Raw genomic sequence first — 15,219 nt, 5'->3', positions numbered from 1 at the left:
CTCGGTAGTGGCGGGAAGGGTCGTGACGGACGGGGTCGGTGGGATGGCCCGCGGGGGACGTGGCGGGGCCGGCGGGTCAGCTCTTCAGGGCGCCGTTGGTCAGCCCGGCGACGAGCTGGCGCTGGAACGTCACGTACACGGCGATGACGGGGACGACGGCGATCACCGAGGCCGCGAACACCAGCCCCCACGAGGTGCCGTGCTGCCCCTGGAACAGCGCGATACCGATCGGCAGGGTCCGCTTGGACACGTCGTTGATCACGGTCAGCGCCCAGACGAACTCGTCCCAGCTGCCGAGGAACGTGAAGATCGCCACCGTGGCCAGCGCGGGCTTGGACAGCGGGATCGCCAGGTTCCAGTACCGCCGCCAGGCGCCGGCGCCGTCGATGACCATCGCCTCGTCGAGCTCCATCGGGATCTGCTCGAAGAAGGCGCGGAGCAGGAAGGTCGAGAAGGCGATCTGCGTGCCGACGTAGAACGGCACCAGGCCGGGCAGCGAGTCCAGCAGGCCCAGGTTCTTGGCCAGCAGGAACTGCGGGATGATCAGCAGCATCGTCGGGATGGTCAGCCCGACCACCACCGTGCCGAACAGCATCCCCTTGCCGGGGAACCGGAACCGGGCGAACCCGTAGGCCATCATCGAGGCGAGCAGCACGGTGCCGACCGTCGTCGCGACCGCCACCGACGCCGAGTTGAGGAAGTACCGGCCGAAGTTGTTGGCCCCCCACGCCTGGGCGTAGTTGTCCAGCGTCGGGCTCTTCGGGATCAGCCGCGGCGGGTACTCCAGCAGCAGGGTGTGCGCCTTGAGCGACGTGGACACCATGTAGCCGAACGGCAGGGCGAGCACGACGGCCGCACCGATCAGCAGCGCGTACCGCACACCGGCGACGGTGACCCGCCGCGAGCGCGGCCCGGCGATCACTTCGCACCCCCGTCGGCCGTGCGGCGCGCCCACCAGTACTGCAGGCCGGCGATCACCAGCACCAGGCCCGTCAGCAGGAACGAGATGGCCGACCCGTACCCGAAGTCGAGGTACCCGAACGCCTGCCGGTACATGTACGTCAGCGGCACCTGCGTCTGGTCCAGTGGGCCACCGTTGGTCATCAGCAGCACCGACGTGAACACGTTGAACCCGCCGATCACCAGCAGGATCACCACCGTCACCATGGTCGGCCGGATGAACGGCATCGACACGTGCTGGAACCGCCGCCAGGCACCGGCGCCGTCCAGCGCCGCCGCCTCGTGCAGCTCGCGCGGCACGCCGGTCAGCGCCGCCAGGAAGATCAGCATCGACCAGCCGACGCCCTTCCAGACGCCCAGCGCCCCGATGGCGACCATCGCCGTCCACCGCTGCCCGAGCCAGTTGACGGGGTGCCCCACCACGCCGAGCACGTCGACCAGGAACCAGTTGACGACGCCGTGGTCGGTGGCGAACAGGTACTGGAACAGCAGCGACACCACCACCCAGCTGGTGACCACCGGCAGGTAGAACAGCACCCGGAACAGGGTGCGACCAGGCAGGACGGTGTCGAGCAGCACCGCCAGCCCCAGGCCGATCAGGATCTGGGTCGGCACCGTGGTGAGCATGTAGACGCCGGCGTTGACGAACGAGCGGGCCAGCACCGGGTCGTGCAGCGCCCGGGTGTAGTTGGCCAGCCCGATCCAGGGGCTCTCGGCACCCGGCGTGATCTTGTAGTCGCGCAGGCTGATCAGCAGCGCCTGCACCGCCGGCCAGCCGATCACCAGCAGGTACAGCGCGAAGCCGGGGACGATGAAGACGAGCCCCGCCCAGCCCGCCCGCCGGCGGGGCGAACCGGGCTTGCGCCGGTCCGTCCCGCCGGGGGCGGTGCGGGGGACCGACCCGATCGCCGGGGTGGTGGTGGTCATGGTCGGTCCGTTCCGCTGGTCGGGGTGGTGCGGTCGATCAGGTCAGCCGGTGCGCGTCAGCCGGCGTACTTGGCCAGCAGCGGGTCGATCTGCGCCGCGGCCTGGTCGAGGGCGTCCTGCACGCTGACGTCGCCCTGCAGCGCCTTCTGGATCTGCGCCTTGAGGATGTCGTCGATCTTCGGCCAGGCCGGGGTCGGCGTCCGGGGCCGGGCGTTGGCCAGCTGCGTGACGAACGGGCCGTAGTAGGCGTTGATGCTGGTCAGCTGGTCGCCCAGGTTGGACAGCACCGGCATCTGGCCGACCTTGGCCATCGCCAGCTGCGCGTCCTGCGACAGCAGGTACCGCAGGAACTCCGCCGCCGCGTCCTTGTTCTTCGAGGACTTGGTCAGCACCACGGACTCGCCGCCGACCACGGAGATGCTGCCGCCGTCACCGGACGGCACCGGTGCCGCCTTGAGCTGGAACTGCGGGTACTGCGACGCGAAGATCGGGTACATCCACGGGCCGTCGAGGATCGTGGCGTACTTGCCGGTCGCCAGCCCGTCGGAGGTGGCGGTGCCGCCGGTGCCGCCCAGGATGATGTCCGGGATCGCCTTCTGCTTGTACAGGTCCACCAGCAGCTGCACCCCGGCGACGGACGCCGCCGAGTTCAGGTAGCCGGTCGCCTTGGTCACCTTGTCGTCGGTGACGGAACCGCCGGCGCTCCAGATCCACGGCAGCACGTTCCACCCGGAGGTGCTGTTGTCCGCGAACGTGGACACACCGGCCGCGGTCAGCTTGGGGGCGTCGGCGCGCAGGTCGGCGAACGTCGCCGGCGGCGTGGTGATGCCGGCCTTGGCCAGGGCGTCCGAGTTGTAGAGCAGGACCCGCGTGTTCGTGTCCAGCGGCAGGCCGTAGTAGTGGCCCTTCCAGGCGTTGGTCGCCAGCGCACCCTTGTAGACCTGGCCTGCGTAGGTGCTGAAGTCGGGCAGCTGCTGGTCGAGCGGCACCAGGACGCCGAGGTCGGCCAGCTCGGGGACCCACATGATGTCGGAGCGGACCAGGTCGGGCAGCGTGTCGCCGGCGACGGCCGTCACCAGCTTCTGGTGCAGCTGGTCGTAGGGGACGGCCACGTCGGTCACCTTCACGCCGGGGTGCAGCTGCTCGAACTTGGGGATGATCACCGTCTCGAGCGTCTTCACCTCCTGCGAGTCCGCCGAGTAGGCGTGCCAGAAGGTCACGGTGCCGGAGATGGTGGCGCCCGCGGACGCGATGGGCGTCTGCGCGGCGCCCGCACCACCGCCCGAGCTGCAGGCGGTGAGGGTCAGAGCGAGGGCCGTGGCCGCCCCGAGGGCGGTCAGGGCGGTCCTTCGGGCGGTGCTGAACATCGTCGGCCTCCGGTGTTGGGACGTCATCGTCTCGCCACGCCTGCGGCGAACCCTGCCCCCGCCGGAGCTGTCCGGCAACGGTCATCCGTGGCGTGTTTTCTTCGTGCCAACACAAAGTGGCAGACGGCCAGACATCCGTCAAGCCAGGTGAAGTCACGTTCCGATCACGGGACGGTGGCCGAGGATCGTTCCGTTGCGGCATAATCTGGCGTCGTCGCCACGTCGCCACGTCGTCCGACGTCGAACCAGGGGAGCGCCGATGCCCGCCACACCGTCGCGGTGGACGCAGCTGTCCGTGTCCGAGCGTCGGGTCGCCCTCGAGGTGCTGGTGCACGGCCCGCTCGCCCGCACGGAGCTGGCCCAGCGGCTCGAGCTGTCGACGCCGAGCCTGACCCGGCTGACCAAGCCGCTGATCGACACCGGCGTGCTGCACGAGGTGGACGACCCCACCGACCCCGCCGCCCGCAACGGCGGCCGCCCGCTGCAGCCGCTGGACGTCGACCCTGGCCTGGACCACTTCGTCGGCATCAAGCTGACCGGCACCCGGGCGTTCGCGGCGCTGACCGACCTGCGGGCGGACATCGTGCACGCCGCCGACGTCCCCGTCGAGGACCACCGGCCCGAGGCGGTGGTCGAGCTGCTCGCCCGGCTGGTCGCGCAGGTCGGCGAGGGCCGGCCGGACGCGTGCGTGTGCGCCGTCGGCGTGGGGCTCGGTGGCATCGTGCGCGAGGACGTGCGGGTGGGGCGCGCGCCGTTCCTCGGCTGGCGGGACGTCGACCTCGGCGTGCTGCTGCGGGAGCGGCTGGGCCTGCCGGTGGTGCTGGCCAACGACCTCGACGCCCTGATGGAGGCCGAGCACTGGTTCGGTGCCGGCCGGGACGTCAGCGACTTCGTCGCGCTGACCATCGGCGCCGCGGTCGGCTGCGGCCTGGTGATCCACGACCGGCTGGTGCACGGCCGCGACTCCGGCCTCGGCCTGCTCGGTCACTTCCCGCTCGACCCGCTCGGCCCGGCCTGTCCCGACGGCCACCGCGGCTGCGCCAACGCGCTGCTGTCCATGGACGCGATCCAGACGCAGGCCGCGCTGGCGTCCGGCCGGGCACTGACGTACGACGAGGTGCTCGACCTGGCCGTCGCGGCGGACCCGATCGCCGACCAGATCGTCGGCAACGCGGCCCGGGCCTTCGGCGTGCTGATCGCGGACGTGGTGAACATCGCCCAGCCGCAGCGCGTGGTGCTGACCGGCGAGGGGATCCGGCTCGCCGAGGTGGGCTGGGACCGGCTGGTGGCGAGCATCCGCGAGCACCGCAACCCGGAGGCGAGCGACGTCGACCTGCTCCTGGTCAAGGACGACCCGACCTTGTGGGCCCGCGGCGCGGCCGCCGTCGCCATCCAGCGCACGGTGCTGGCCACCCTGCCCTGACGCTCCGCCGGACGCGCGGGGCCCGTGGTCCGGGGGTTCGATGGCGGGGTGGTCAGCACCGAGTCGTGGCGCAACGCCACCGTGTACCAGATCTACCCGTTGAGCTTCATGGACTCCGACGGGGACGGCGTCGGGGACCTGCGCGGCATCGTGCAGCGCCTCGACCACCTCGCCGGCAGGCCGGACAGCCTGGGCGTCGACGCCATCTGGCTGTCCCCGATCTACCGGTCGCCGATGGTCGACTTCGGCTACGACGTCGCCGACCACTGCGACGTCGACCCGCGGTTCGGCACGCTCGCGGACGCCGAGCACCTGGTCGAGGAGGCGCACCGGCGCGGCCTGCGCGTGCTGCTGGACTACGTGCCCAACCACACGTCCGACCAGCACCCCTGGTTCGAGCAGTCGCGCAGCGCCCGCGACGACCCCTACCGGGACTTCTACGTCTGGCGGGACCCGGCGCCGGACGGTGGCCCGCCCACCAACTGGCTGTCCGCGTTCGCACGTGTCGGCCCCGCCTGGACCCTCGACCCGACCACCGGTCAGTACTACCTGCACTCGTACACGGCCGAGCAGCCGGACCTCGACTGGCGCAACCCGGCCGTGCGCGAGGCGATGCACGCGGTGCTGCGGTTCTGGCTGGACCGGGGGGTCGACGGCTTCCGGATCGACGCACCGCACCGGCTCGGCAAGGACGCCCTGCTGCGGGACAACCCGGCGGACGTCGCGCACCTGCGGATCGCCACGCAGCTGGACGACCGGCAGCACCGGAGCATGGGCGACCCCTTCGTGCACGAGGTGCTGCGCGGCATCCGGGCGGTGGCCGACGAGTACCCCGGGACCGTGCTGGTCGGCGAGGTCGGCGTGCACCACCCCGGGCGGCGGCTGGCGTACCACGGCAGCGGTGACGAGCTGCCGCTGGTCTTCGACTTCGGGTTCTGGAGCAACCCGTGGAGCGCCGACGCGTTCCGGGCGGGCGGCGAGCAGATGGCGGACGTGCTGGCGGTGGGCGGCTGGCCGACGCATGCGCTGTCGAACCACGACATCCCCCGGCACGCAACCCGCTACGCGCTGCGTCAGCCGGACCCGCGCACACGCGTCGCCGCGGTGATGCTCGCCACGCTGCCGGGCGCCACGTTCCTGTACTACGGCGAGGAGATCGGCATGACGGACGTCCCCGTCCCGGCCGAGCTCGCCACCGACCCCAACGGCCGCGACCCGCTGCGCACGCCGATGCAGTGGGACCTGTCCCAACCCGGTGCGGGCTTCACGACGGGCGTGCCGTGGCGGCCGGTGCCGCCGGTCGGCGTCGACGTGGCGACCCAGACCGGCGACCCCGCCTCGCTGCTGAGCCTGTACCGAGACCTGCTGCGGCTGCGTCGGACGCATCCGTGCCTGGTCGGCGGCGACTACGCGGCGCTCGACGCCGGCCCGGACGTGTACGCCTACCGCCGGTCGGCCGAGGGCGCGACGCTCGTCGTCCTGCTCAACTTCGCCGACGCCGGACGGCACGTGACCCTCTCCGGACCGACCGCCGGCCGGGTGCTGATCGCCAGCCACGGGCCGACACCCGGCACAGCGGTCGACCTCGCCGCGCTGGACCTCGAGGCGAACCAGGCGCTGGTGGTCGAGCTCGACCAGTCCTAGCCGGCCCTAGGCGGCGGCGTGCGGGTCGAGGCGGTTCAGGGTCGCCACGACCTGCTCGTAGTCGCCCCGCGCCTCCCCGTACCGGAGGAACTTCACGTTCTCCACCTGGAGCTCGTGCGCGTCGGGGTCCGCCTCGATGAGGTCCATCACCTCGTCGACGAAGTCGTCCAGCGGCATGGCGAACTCGCTGCTCGCCTGGCCGGGCATCAGCTCGGTGCGCACCGACGGCGGCTCCAGCTCCGTGACGTGGACGGACGTGTCCGCCAGCTGCAGCCGCAGGCTCTCGCTGAGCATGTGGATCGCGGCCTTGGTCGCGTTGTAGCTGGGGGTGACGCGCAGCGGGGCGAACGCCAGACCGGAGGAGACGGTCATGATCGTGGCGTCCGGGCGCGAGGCGAGGTGCTCGACGAAGGCGGCGATCAGCCGGATCGGGCCCAGCAGGTTGGTGGTGACGATCGCCTCGGCGCTGGCCAGGAACCCGGACGGGGTGTGCCAGTCCTCGACCCGCATGATCCCTGCCATGGTGATGAGCACGTTGAGGTCCGGGTGGCGCTCGAGCACCTGCGCCGCGGCTGCGGTGATGCTCTCCGGGTCGGCGGTGTCGATCGCCACGGTGTCGAGGCCGGGGTGCTCGGCGGCGATCGACGCCAGCAGCTCCGTGCGTCGGCCGCCGACGATGACGGTGTTGCCGCGGGCCTGGAGACGGAGCGCCAGCGCCAGACCGATGCCGCTGGTGGCGCCGGGGATGAAGACGGTGTTTCCGGTGATCTGCATGCCGTCGAGTCTTCGTCGGGCGCGCTGGGTGCTCCAGGCCGCCGTCGTCCAGGGACCGCCGATCCCTGGCTCAGCACCGGGTCGTGCCGCACCATGACGCGGTGGACCGTCCTGCCCTCGCCGACTTCCTGCGCCGTCACCGCGAGCAGCTGCAGCCGCAGGACGTCGGCCTGCCGGCCGGCCCGCGCCGCCGCGCCCCGGGCCTGCGTCGCGAGGAGGTCGCCCAGCTGGCGACCATGTCCACCGACTACTACACCCGCCTCGAGCAGCACCGCGGACCGCAGCCCAGCACGCAGATGCTGGCCGCGCTGGCGCGGGCGCTGCGGCTGACCGACGCCGAGCGCGACTACCTGTACCGCGTCGCCGGGCACGCCGCCCCGGACCGGGACGCCGCCAGCGAGCACGTCTCGCCCGGCATGCTGCGGGTGCTGGACCGCCTGACCGACTCGCCGGCCCTGGTGCTGACGTCCCTCAACGAGACACTGGTGCAGAACCCCCTGGCTCGGGCCCTGTTCGGCGACCAGACGGCCTTCACCGGGTTGGAGCGCAGCGGCATCTACCGCTGGTTCGCGCACCCGGACGACCGTGGCCTCTACCCGCCCGAGGCGCACGAGCGGCAGAGCCGGTCGATGGTGGCGGGCCTGCGGACGGCCCACGGCGTCGCGTCGACCCGGGCCAAGGCCGACCGGCTGGTGCGCGAGCTGACCCGGATCAGCCCGGAGTTCACCGCGCTGTGGGCACGGCACGAGGTCGGTCGGCGGTTCGAGGACCACAAGGTGCTGCTGCACCCGGAGGTCGGCCCGATCGAGGTGGACTGCCAGGTGCTGTTCACGGAGGACGGGTCGCAGACCCTGCTGGTGCTCACCGCGGCGCCGCGCAGCGAGGCGGAGGGCCGGTTGCGGCTGCTGTCCGTGCTGGGCACGCAGGCGTTCACGGCGGGCCCGCCGGTGGGTACGGCGTAGACGCGACTGGGGCCGGTACCGCGCTCCTGTCAGGATGACCCCCGGGAAGCCCGACTCGAACCGAACGGATGTCACCTGATGGGTCTGCTGGACGGCAAGAAGATCCTGGTCACCGGCGTGCTGACGCAGGGCTCGATCGCGTTCCACGTGGCACGCCTGGCACAGGAGCAGGGTGCCGACGTGGTGCTCACCTCGTTCGGCCGGCAGTACAAGCTCACCGAGGTGATGGCCCGGCGACTGCCCGTCGCGGCACCGGTGGTGCAGTTCGACGTGACGTCCGACGAGGACCTGGCGGCGCTCGAGGTCCGGCTGCGCGAGCACACCGACCACCTGGACGGCGTGGTGCACTCGATCGGGTTCGCCCCGCAGTCGGTGCTGGGCGGCAACTTCCTCACCGGCCAGTGGGACGACGTGGCCACGGCCCTGCACGTCTCGGCGTACTCGCTCAAGGCGCTCGCGGTGGCGAGCCTGCCGCTGCTCGGCACCGGCGGGTCGATCGTCGGGCTGACGTTCGACGCGCAGTTCGCGTGGCCGGTCTACGACTGGATGGGGGTGGCCAAGGCCGCCTTCGAGTCCACCTCCCGCTACCTGGCCCGCGACCTGGGCCCCCGCGGCATCCGCTGCAACCTGGTCTCCGCCGGACCGGTGCGGACGACGGCCGCCAAGTCGATCCAGGGCTTCGAGACGATCGAGGGTCGCTGGTCCGACCGCGCCCCTCTGGGCTGGGACATGACCGACCCGGTGCCGACGGCCCAGGCGGTCGCCGCGCTGCTGTCCGACTGGTTCCCGGCCACCACCGGCGAGATCGTGCACGTCGACGGTGGCGTGCACGCGATGGGCCAGTGACCGGCCCGTCGCGGGCGTGACGGCCTCGCGAGCATGAGCCGCCCGCGGGTCACCCCGTCGCGAGAGTGACGAGGCCGACACCGTTCGGAACGTGAGACCGGCGGTCTCAGGACGTAGGTCACGCGCCATCGTCCCGACCCTCAACCTACGGTGACGTAACTTACGCCACCGTAACCTGCGGAGAGGGTCCTCGTGACCGCCCAAGCCGATGTGCCCGCCTCCGCCCCGACGCTGCGCGGTGCCCCTCCCAACCCCGTGCCCCACGCCGTGCCGGATCCCGTGCCGCGTTCCCTGCCACGTCCCCTGCCGACGGTGATCCAGGGCGGGATGGGCGTCGCGGTGTCCTCGTGGCAGGTCGCGTCGTCCGTCGCCCGCGCCGGTCAGCTCGGCGTCGTCTCGGGCACGGCCCTGGACCTGGTGCTGGCCCGCCGGCTGCAGGACGGCGACCCGGACGGCTCGGCACGCCGGGCGCTGGCCGCCTTCCCCGTCCGCGCGGTGGCCGACCGTGTGCTGGCCCGCTACTTCCTGGCCGGCGGTCGTCGCCCGGGCACCCCGTACTCGCCGGTGCCGCGGCTCGCCGTGCGGCAGAGTCGGCCCGCGCAGGAGCTGGGCATCCTCGGCAGCTTCGTCGAGGTGTGGTTGGCCAAGGAGGGTCACGACGGGCTGGTCGGCATCAACCTGCTGGAGAAGATCCAGATGGCCACGCCGACGGCGGTGTACGGCGCGATGCTCGCCGGCGTCGACCACGTGCTGATGGGCGCCGGCATCCCGCGGGACATCCCGCACCTGCTCGACGAGCTGGCCGCGCACCGGCCCGTCGACCTCCCGGTGGAGGTGTCGGGGGCCGCCGGCGGGAGCCACGCCGTGCACCTGGACCCGCAGGCGCTGCTCGGTGGGCAGCTGCCGCCCGTTCGTCGTCCGGCGTTCCTCGCCATCGTCTCGGCGCACGCCCTCGCGTCGTACCTGGCCAAGGACCCGCACATCCGGCCCGACGGGTTCGTGGTCGAGGGGCCGCTCGCCGGCGGCCACAACGCGCCGCCGCGCGGTCAGCTGGTGCTCGACGACGACGGCCAGCCGGTCTTCGGCCCGCGGGACGAGGCGGACGTGGCGAAGGTCGCCGCCGTCGGGCTGCCGTTCTGGCTCGCCGGCTCGCAGGGGACGCCGGAGGCCCTGGCCGCCGCGCTGGCCGCCGGTGCCGCCGGGGTGCAGGTCGGCACCGTCTTCGCCCTGTGCGAGGAGACCGGGCTGACCACGGCCCTGCGCGACGACCTGCTGACCCGCCTGCGCGCCGGCACCCTCACCGTCCGCACCGACCCGCTCGCCTCGCCCACCGGCTTCCCGTTCAAGGTGGCGCGGCTGCCCGGCACCCTCTCGGACCCGCCGGTGGTCGCCGCCCGCGAGCGCCTGTGCGACCTCGGCTACCTGCGCACGCCGTTCCTGCGGGACAACGGCGCCGTGGGCTACCGCTGCAAGGCCGAGCCGGTGCACGTGTACGTCCGCAAGGGCGGTGTCGCGGAGGACACCGTCGGGCGCACCTGCCTGTGCAACTCGCTGACCGCGGACATCGGCCTGGGCCAGACCCGGGCCGACGGCTACCGGGAGCCGGCGCTGGTCACCCTCGGGTCCGACCTCGACGGCGCGGCCCGTCTGGCCGCCGACCACCCCGGCACGTGGACCGCCCGGCAGGCCCTCGACTGGATCCTCGGCGCGGCCTGAGCCGGACGCGTCCGACGCTCACCACCCCACGCACCGCTCCCGGCCGACCATCCCGCAGGCCCCGCCGACCATCCCTGCGCACGGCGTACGCTTCCGATAGTTGTCCCGACAATCTTGGAGCCGACCGCCATGCCGTTCCCCGTGCAGCTCGAGCGCTCCGCCGTCCTGACGGGCGGCGCACCGGCACCCGCCCCGCTGCTGCTCCTGCTGCACGGCTTCGGCTCCGACGAGCGCGACCTCCCCGGGCTCACCGCCCACCTGCCTGCCGCCCTCGGCTGGGCGTCCCTGCCCGGGCCGTTCGCCGCGTCGCCGTACCCCGGCGCACCGGGCCGCGCCTGGTTCCCGATCACCACCCCCGGCAGCCCCGATCCCGAACCTGTGCACGCCGCCACGGCCGCGATCCTCGAGTGGCTGGACCAGACGGTGCCGGCGGACCGCCCGGTGGTGCCGCTCGGCTTCTCGCAGGGCGGCCTGATGGTGACGCAGCTGCTGCGGGCCCGTCCCGAGCGGTTCGCCGCCGGCGTGGTGCTCTCCGGATTCGTCCTGGCCTACGAGCAGCCGCACGACGACGAGCTCGGGGAGGTGCCGGTGTTCTACGGCCGCGGTGACGCAGACGGAGTTATCGCAGCCGACGCCGTCGCCCGCACGCAGGCCTGGCTGCCGGCGCACACCAAGGCCACCGTGCGCGTGTACGCCGGCCTGCCGCACTCGGTCAGCGCCGCCGAGCTGGCCGACGTCGCCACCTTCCTCGAAGCCCTGTAGACCTGTCACCGCACGCCCGGTCGCGGGTGGTGGACGTCGGCGGAGGGATGGTCATGGACGCGTCGATCGAGGACGTCGACCTGCTGGTGGTCGGTGGCGGCAAGGCCGGCAAGTCGTTGGCGATGGACCGGGCCAAGGCCGGTTGGTCCGTGGTGATGGTCGAGCGGGACAAGATCGGCGGCACCTGCATCAACGTCGCCTGCATCCCCACCAAGTCGCTGGTCGGCTCGGCCCGCACGCTGCTGTCGGCGCGGCACGCGGCGGCGATGGGCATCGTGGTCGATGGCACCCCGCGCGTGGACCTGCCCCTGCTGCGGGCGCACAAGGAGGCCGTGGTGGGCGGCATGGTGGACGCCCACGTGCACCTGTTCCACGACTCCGGGATGGACTTCGTGCTCGGCACGGCGCGGTTCGTCGGCGAGCGCACGGTGGAGATCCGCACCCGACAGGGTGACGTGCGGCGGGTGCGCGGCCGCGACGTGGTGGTCAACACCGGCACCACGCCGGCGCTGCCGGACGTCCCGGGGCTCGCGGGGGCCGGCCCGTGGACGTCGGAGACGATCCTCCAGCTCACCTCGATCCCCCACCGGCTGGTCGTCCTGGGCGGCGGGTACATCGGGTGCGAGTTCGCCTCGATGTTCGCCGTCTTCGGCAGCAAGGTGACGCTGCTGCAGGGTCCGGACCGGCTGCTGCCGCGCGAGGACCCGGACGTGTCCGACGAGGTCGCGGCGGTGCTGCGAGCGCAGGGCGTGGACGTGCGGCTGGGCGCGAGGGCCGTCGCGGTGCGCCGCGAGTCGGTCGACGCGGGCCTGTGGCACGACGAGGCGTGGCACGCGGGTCAGGGTCACGACGAGGTGGTCGTCACCCTGTCCGACGGTTCGCAGGTCCGCGGCGCGCAGCTGCTCGTCGCCACCGGACGCGCACCCGTCACCGCGGACCTCGGCCTGGACGCCGCCGGCGTGCGGCTGACCGAGCGGGGGTTCGTCGAGGTGGACGACCACCTGCGGACCAGCGGGGACCACGTCTGGGCGGCCGGCGACGTGGCCGGCACGCCGCAGTTCACGCATGCCTCCTGGAACGACTTCCGCATCCTGCGCACCCTGCTCACCGGCGGCGAGGCCACCACCGCCGGCCGGCTGATCCCGTACTCGGTGTTCATCACCCCCGAGCTGGGCCGCGTCGGCCTCACCGAAACCGAGGCTCGCGCCCAGGGGTACGAGGTACGGGTGGCGCGGATCCCCGTCGCCGCGATCCCGCGCGCCAAGACCCTGCACGAGACGGTCGGCACCTGGAAGGCCGTGGTCGACGCGCACACCGACCAGATCCTCGGCGTCTCCCTGCTGGGCGGGAACGCCGGCGAGGTCATCGCCGCGGTGCAGGTGGCGATGCTGGCGCACCTGCCGTACCAGCAGCTGCGGGACGCAGTGCTGACCCACCCCACCATGACGGAGGGGCTCAACCTGCTGCTCGACGCGCTGGGCTGAGGGCGCGCCCCCGCACCTGGGCACCCCCCTCCGACGCGCCCCCGCATCCTCCAGTGGCGGGGCGGCCGCCTGTTGACACCTGAGGTACTCGGTGTCACTGTGTACCGGTACCTAGTGCTACTGGATACCAGCGACACCGAGTAGAGGGGGTGAGGCGATGAAGGGCCTGACGGAGCTGCTCAAGGGAGCGCTCGAAGGGTGCGTGCTCGAGCTGATCGGGCGCGAGGAGACGTACGGCTACGAGATCACACGAAAGCTCAATGGTTTGGGTTTCGACGACGTGGTCGAGGGGACCGTCTACACGATCCTGCTGCGGCTGGAGAAGAACGGCCTGGTCGTCGTCACCAAGAAGCCGTCCGAGGTGGGACCGCCGCGCAAGTTCTACGCGCTCAACGATTCCGGTCGTGCCGAGCTGGCGGACTTCTGGGCACGGTGGGATTTCGTCACGTCGAAGATCGACCAGCTGAAGGGGCACAGCAATGTTTGAGTGGATCACCGTCGCGTACTGGCGCGACGTCTCGCGCCAGAAGCGCGAGTACAAGGCGATGCAGGCGCGGGTCAAGGCGCTGCCGGCGGACTACGCATTCGTCTACGAGAAGATCAAGCACTACATGTGGAAGTACGCCGCGGGTTCCGGCCTGGACATCCTCGCCATCCTCAACGACCTGACGGACCTGTTCGAGTCCGGCGCCGCCGAGGGGAAGACCGTTCTCGAGGTGACCGGCGACGACGTCGCCGCCTTCGCCGACGAGCTGCTGCGCCACGCCACCACCTACACCGGCAAGTGGCACGAGACCCTGAACCGGGACATCCACCACAAGCTCGACGGCGGTCAGCGATGAGCGCCGCGGCGATCGACATCCGGGGGCTGCGCAAGTCCTTCGGGACGACGACCGTGCTCGACGGCGTCGACCTGACTGTGCAGCAGGGGCACATCGTGGCGCTGCTCGGCTCCAACGGCGCCGGCAAGACGACGACGGTGAACATCTGCGCCACGCTGCTGAAGCCGGACGCCGGCGAGGTGCGGGTCGCGGGTCACGACGTGGTGCAGGCCGGTGACCAGGTACGTCGCAGCATCTCGCTGACCGGCCAGTTCGCCGCCGTCGACGGGATGCTGACCGGCCGGGAGAACCTGGTGCTGATCGCCCGTCTGCGGGACCAGAAGGACCCGGCCGGCATCGCGCGGCGGCTGCTGGAGCGGTTCGGGCTCACCGACGCCGCCGACCGGCGGGCGGACACCTACTCCGGCGGCATGACCCGCCGGCTGGACATCGCGATGAGCCTGGTCGGCAACCCGTCCGTCATCTTCCTCGACGAGCCGACCACCGGCCTGGACCCCGAGGGACGGCTCGAGGTGTGGGCGACCGTGAAGGAGCTGGCCGCCGCCGGCGCCACCGTGCTGCTCACCACGCAGTACCTCGACGAGGCCGAGCAGCTGGCCGACCGGATCGCCATCCTGCACGGCGGCCGGATCATCGCCGACGGCACCCTCGCGGAGCTCAAGGCCCTGTTCCCACCCGCCCAGGTGGAGTACGTCGAGAAGCAGCCGAGCCTGGAGGAGATCTTCCTGGCCATCATCGGAAAGAAGGAGGCGGCCTGATGAGCGCGCTTTCCCACACCACGGCATTGACCGGTCGTTCGATGAAGCACATCCTGCGCAGCCCGGACACGATCATCACGGTGGCGATCACGCCGATCGCCATGATGCTGCTGTTCGTCTACGTGCTCGGCGGCGCCATCTCCGCGGGCGGCGGGCACTACGTGAACTACCTGCTGCCAGGAATCCTGCTGATCGCGGTCGCCAGCGGCGTCTCGTACACCGCATTCCGCATCTTCACCGACACCCAGAAGGGCATCTTCGCGCGGTTCCACTCGATGCCGATCGGCCGCTCGGCGGCATTGTGGGCGCACGTGGTGACGTCCGTGGTGTCGAACTTCATCTCGTTGGCGCTGATCGTCGGCGTCGCCCTGCTGATGGGGTTCCGGTCGAGCGCCGGGGTCACGGCGTGGCTCGGCGTGGTCGGCATCCTGGCGCTGTTCACGCTGGCGCTGACGTGGCTCGCGGTGATCCCCGGGCTCACAGCCAAGTCCATCGACGGCGCGAGCGCGTTCGCCTACCCGCTGATCTTCCTGCCGTTCATCAGCTCGGCCTTCGTGCCGACCGCCACGATGCCGGGACCGGTCCGCTGGTTCGCGCAGAACCAGCCGGTGACGTCCATCGTCGAGTCGCTGCGGCACCTGATGGACGGCCAGCCGGTGGGCGGCGCGATCTGGACGGCGCTCGCCTGGTGCACCGGCATGGCCGTGGTCGCCTACGTCCTGGCGATGCGGCTGTACCGCAAGACGGCGTAGCG

General features: G+C 72.0%; 15 protein-coding genes. 11 read left to right on the top strand and 4 right to left on the bottom strand.

Annotated elements, in window-relative coordinates; translation table 11 throughout:
• Positions 1-76: 76 nt before the first annotated feature.
• From N0B34_RS09175 to N0B34_RS09165, 3 genes are read right to left on the bottom strand one after another with little or no spacing between them, the layout of a single operon-like run.
• Entirely contained in the window at positions 77-922 is an 846-nt protein-coding gene (locus tag N0B34_RS09175; RefSeq protein ID WP_263731070.1) for a carbohydrate ABC transporter permease, read from the bottom strand.
• Positions 919-1,887, bottom strand: a complete 969-nt coding sequence (locus N0B34_RS09170; RefSeq protein WP_263731069.1) for a carbohydrate ABC transporter permease — start codon at positions 1,885-1,887, stop codon at positions 919-921. The genes N0B34_RS09175 and N0B34_RS09170 overlap by 4 nt, the downstream gene beginning before the upstream one ends.
• 56 nt (positions 1,888-1,943) lie before the next feature.
• On the bottom strand, positions 1,944-3,254 hold the full coding sequence (locus N0B34_RS09165; protein WP_263731068.1) for an extracellular solute-binding protein: 1,311 nt from the start codon (positions 3,252-3,254) through the stop codon (positions 1,944-1,946).
• A gap of 259 nt (positions 3,255-3,513) precedes the next feature.
• Between N0B34_RS09165 and N0B34_RS09160 the strand changes: the two genes are divergently transcribed.
• Positions 3,514-4,677, top strand: a complete 1,164-nt coding sequence (locus tag N0B34_RS09160; RefSeq protein ID WP_263731067.1) for an ROK family transcriptional regulator — start codon at positions 3,514-3,516, stop codon at positions 4,675-4,677.
• Positions 4,678-4,725: 48 nt separating this feature from the next.
• A complete protein-coding gene (locus N0B34_RS09155; protein WP_263731066.1) occupies positions 4,726-6,321 on the top strand; it encodes an alpha-amylase family glycosyl hydrolase in 1,596 nt (531 codons plus the stop codon).
• Between the two features lie 6 nt (positions 6,322-6,327).
• Here N0B34_RS09155 and N0B34_RS09150 read toward each other — a convergent pair whose 3' ends face one another.
• On the bottom strand, positions 6,328-7,095 hold the full coding sequence (locus N0B34_RS09150; RefSeq protein WP_263731065.1) for an SDR family oxidoreductase: 768 nt from the start codon (positions 7,093-7,095) through the stop codon (positions 6,328-6,330).
• A 101-nt stretch (positions 7,096-7,196) separates the two neighbouring features.
• Between N0B34_RS09150 and N0B34_RS09145 the strand changes: the two genes are divergently transcribed.
• The 9 genes from N0B34_RS09145 (at position 7,197) to N0B34_RS09105 (ending at position 15,217) form a co-directional block, all read left to right on the top strand.
• Positions 7,197-8,057, top strand: coding sequence for a helix-turn-helix transcriptional regulator (locus tag N0B34_RS09145; RefSeq protein ID WP_263731064.1), 861 nt, complete (start codon positions 7,197-7,199; stop codon positions 8,055-8,057).
• Between the two features lie 78 nt (positions 8,058-8,135).
• Entirely contained in the window at positions 8,136-8,903 is a 768-nt protein-coding gene (fabI, locus tag N0B34_RS09140; protein WP_263731063.1) for an enoyl-ACP reductase FabI, read from the top strand.
• Positions 8,904-9,095: 192 nt separating this feature from the next.
• Positions 9,096-10,619, top strand: coding sequence for a nitronate monooxygenase (locus tag N0B34_RS09135; RefSeq protein WP_318529977.1), 1,524 nt, complete (start codon positions 9,096-9,098; stop codon positions 10,617-10,619).
• A 129-nt stretch (positions 10,620-10,748) separates the two neighbouring features.
• On the top strand, positions 10,749-11,381 hold the full coding sequence (locus N0B34_RS09130; RefSeq protein WP_263731062.1) for an alpha/beta hydrolase: 633 nt from the start codon (positions 10,749-10,751) through the stop codon (positions 11,379-11,381).
• Between the two features lie 53 nt (positions 11,382-11,434).
• On the top strand, positions 11,435-12,865 hold the full coding sequence (locus N0B34_RS09125) for a dihydrolipoyl dehydrogenase family protein (RefSeq protein WP_263731061.1): 1,431 nt from the start codon (positions 11,435-11,437) through the stop codon (positions 12,863-12,865).
• A 157-nt stretch (positions 12,866-13,022) separates the two neighbouring features.
• Complete coding sequence (locus tag N0B34_RS09120) at positions 13,023-13,352, top strand: PadR family transcriptional regulator (RefSeq protein ID WP_263731060.1); 330 nt, start codon at positions 13,023-13,025, stop codon at positions 13,350-13,352.
• A complete protein-coding gene (locus N0B34_RS09115) occupies positions 13,345-13,707 on the top strand; it encodes a DUF1048 domain-containing protein (RefSeq protein ID WP_263731059.1) in 363 nt (120 codons plus the stop codon). Before N0B34_RS09120 ends, N0B34_RS09115 begins: the two co-directional genes overlap by 8 nt.
• Complete coding sequence (locus N0B34_RS09110; protein WP_263731058.1) at positions 13,704-14,465, top strand: ABC transporter ATP-binding protein; 762 nt, start codon at positions 13,704-13,706, stop codon at positions 14,463-14,465. The genes N0B34_RS09115 and N0B34_RS09110 overlap by 4 nt, the downstream gene beginning before the upstream one ends.
• The gene (locus N0B34_RS09105; RefSeq protein ID WP_263731057.1) at positions 14,465-15,217 is read left to right on the top strand and encodes an ABC transporter permease; all 753 of its coding nucleotides are present in this window, start codon (positions 14,465-14,467) and stop codon (positions 15,215-15,217) included. Before N0B34_RS09110 ends, N0B34_RS09105 begins: the two co-directional genes overlap by 1 nt.
• The last annotated feature ends 2 nt before the right edge of the window (positions 15,218-15,219 follow it).

Source organism: Cellulomonas sp. SG140, assembly GCF_025770785.1.
GTDB lineage: Bacteria > Actinomycetota > Actinomycetes > Actinomycetales > Cellulomonadaceae > Cellulomonas.
This window is presented reverse-complemented; position numbering and strand designations above follow the sequence as displayed.

Coding starts and splice junctions, on each gene's coding strand:
- fabI (WP_263731063.1), top strand. CDS start 8,136: ATGGGTCTGCTGGACGGCAAGAAGATCCTGGTCACCGGCGTGCTGACG.
- N0B34_RS09115 (WP_263731059.1), top strand. CDS start 13,345: ATGTTTGAGTGGATCACCGTCGCGTACTGGCGCGACGTCTCGCGCCAG.
- N0B34_RS09125 (WP_263731061.1), top strand. CDS start 11,435: ATGGACGCGTCGATCGAGGACGTCGACCTGCTGGTGGTCGGTGGCGGC.
- N0B34_RS09150 (WP_263731065.1), bottom strand. CDS start 7,095: ATGCAGATCACCGGAAACACCGTCTTCATCCCCGGCGCCACCAGCGGC.
- N0B34_RS09165 (WP_263731068.1), bottom strand. CDS start 3,254: ATGTTCAGCACCGCCCGAAGGACCGCCCTGACCGCCCTCGGGGCGGCC.
- N0B34_RS09130 (WP_263731062.1), top strand. CDS start 10,749: ATGCCGTTCCCCGTGCAGCTCGAGCGCTCCGCCGTCCTGACGGGCGGC.
- N0B34_RS09105 (WP_263731057.1), top strand. CDS start 14,465: ATGAGCGCGCTTTCCCACACCACGGCATTGACCGGTCGTTCGATGAAG.
- N0B34_RS09120 (WP_263731060.1), top strand. CDS start 13,023: ATGAAGGGCCTGACGGAGCTGCTCAAGGGAGCGCTCGAAGGGTGCGTG.
- N0B34_RS09110 (WP_263731058.1), top strand. CDS start 13,704: ATGAGCGCCGCGGCGATCGACATCCGGGGGCTGCGCAAGTCCTTCGGG.
- N0B34_RS09160 (WP_263731067.1), top strand. CDS start 3,514: ATGCCCGCCACACCGTCGCGGTGGACGCAGCTGTCCGTGTCCGAGCGT.
- N0B34_RS09170 (WP_263731069.1), bottom strand. CDS start 1,887: ATGACCACCACCACCCCGGCGATCGGGTCGGTCCCCCGCACCGCCCCC.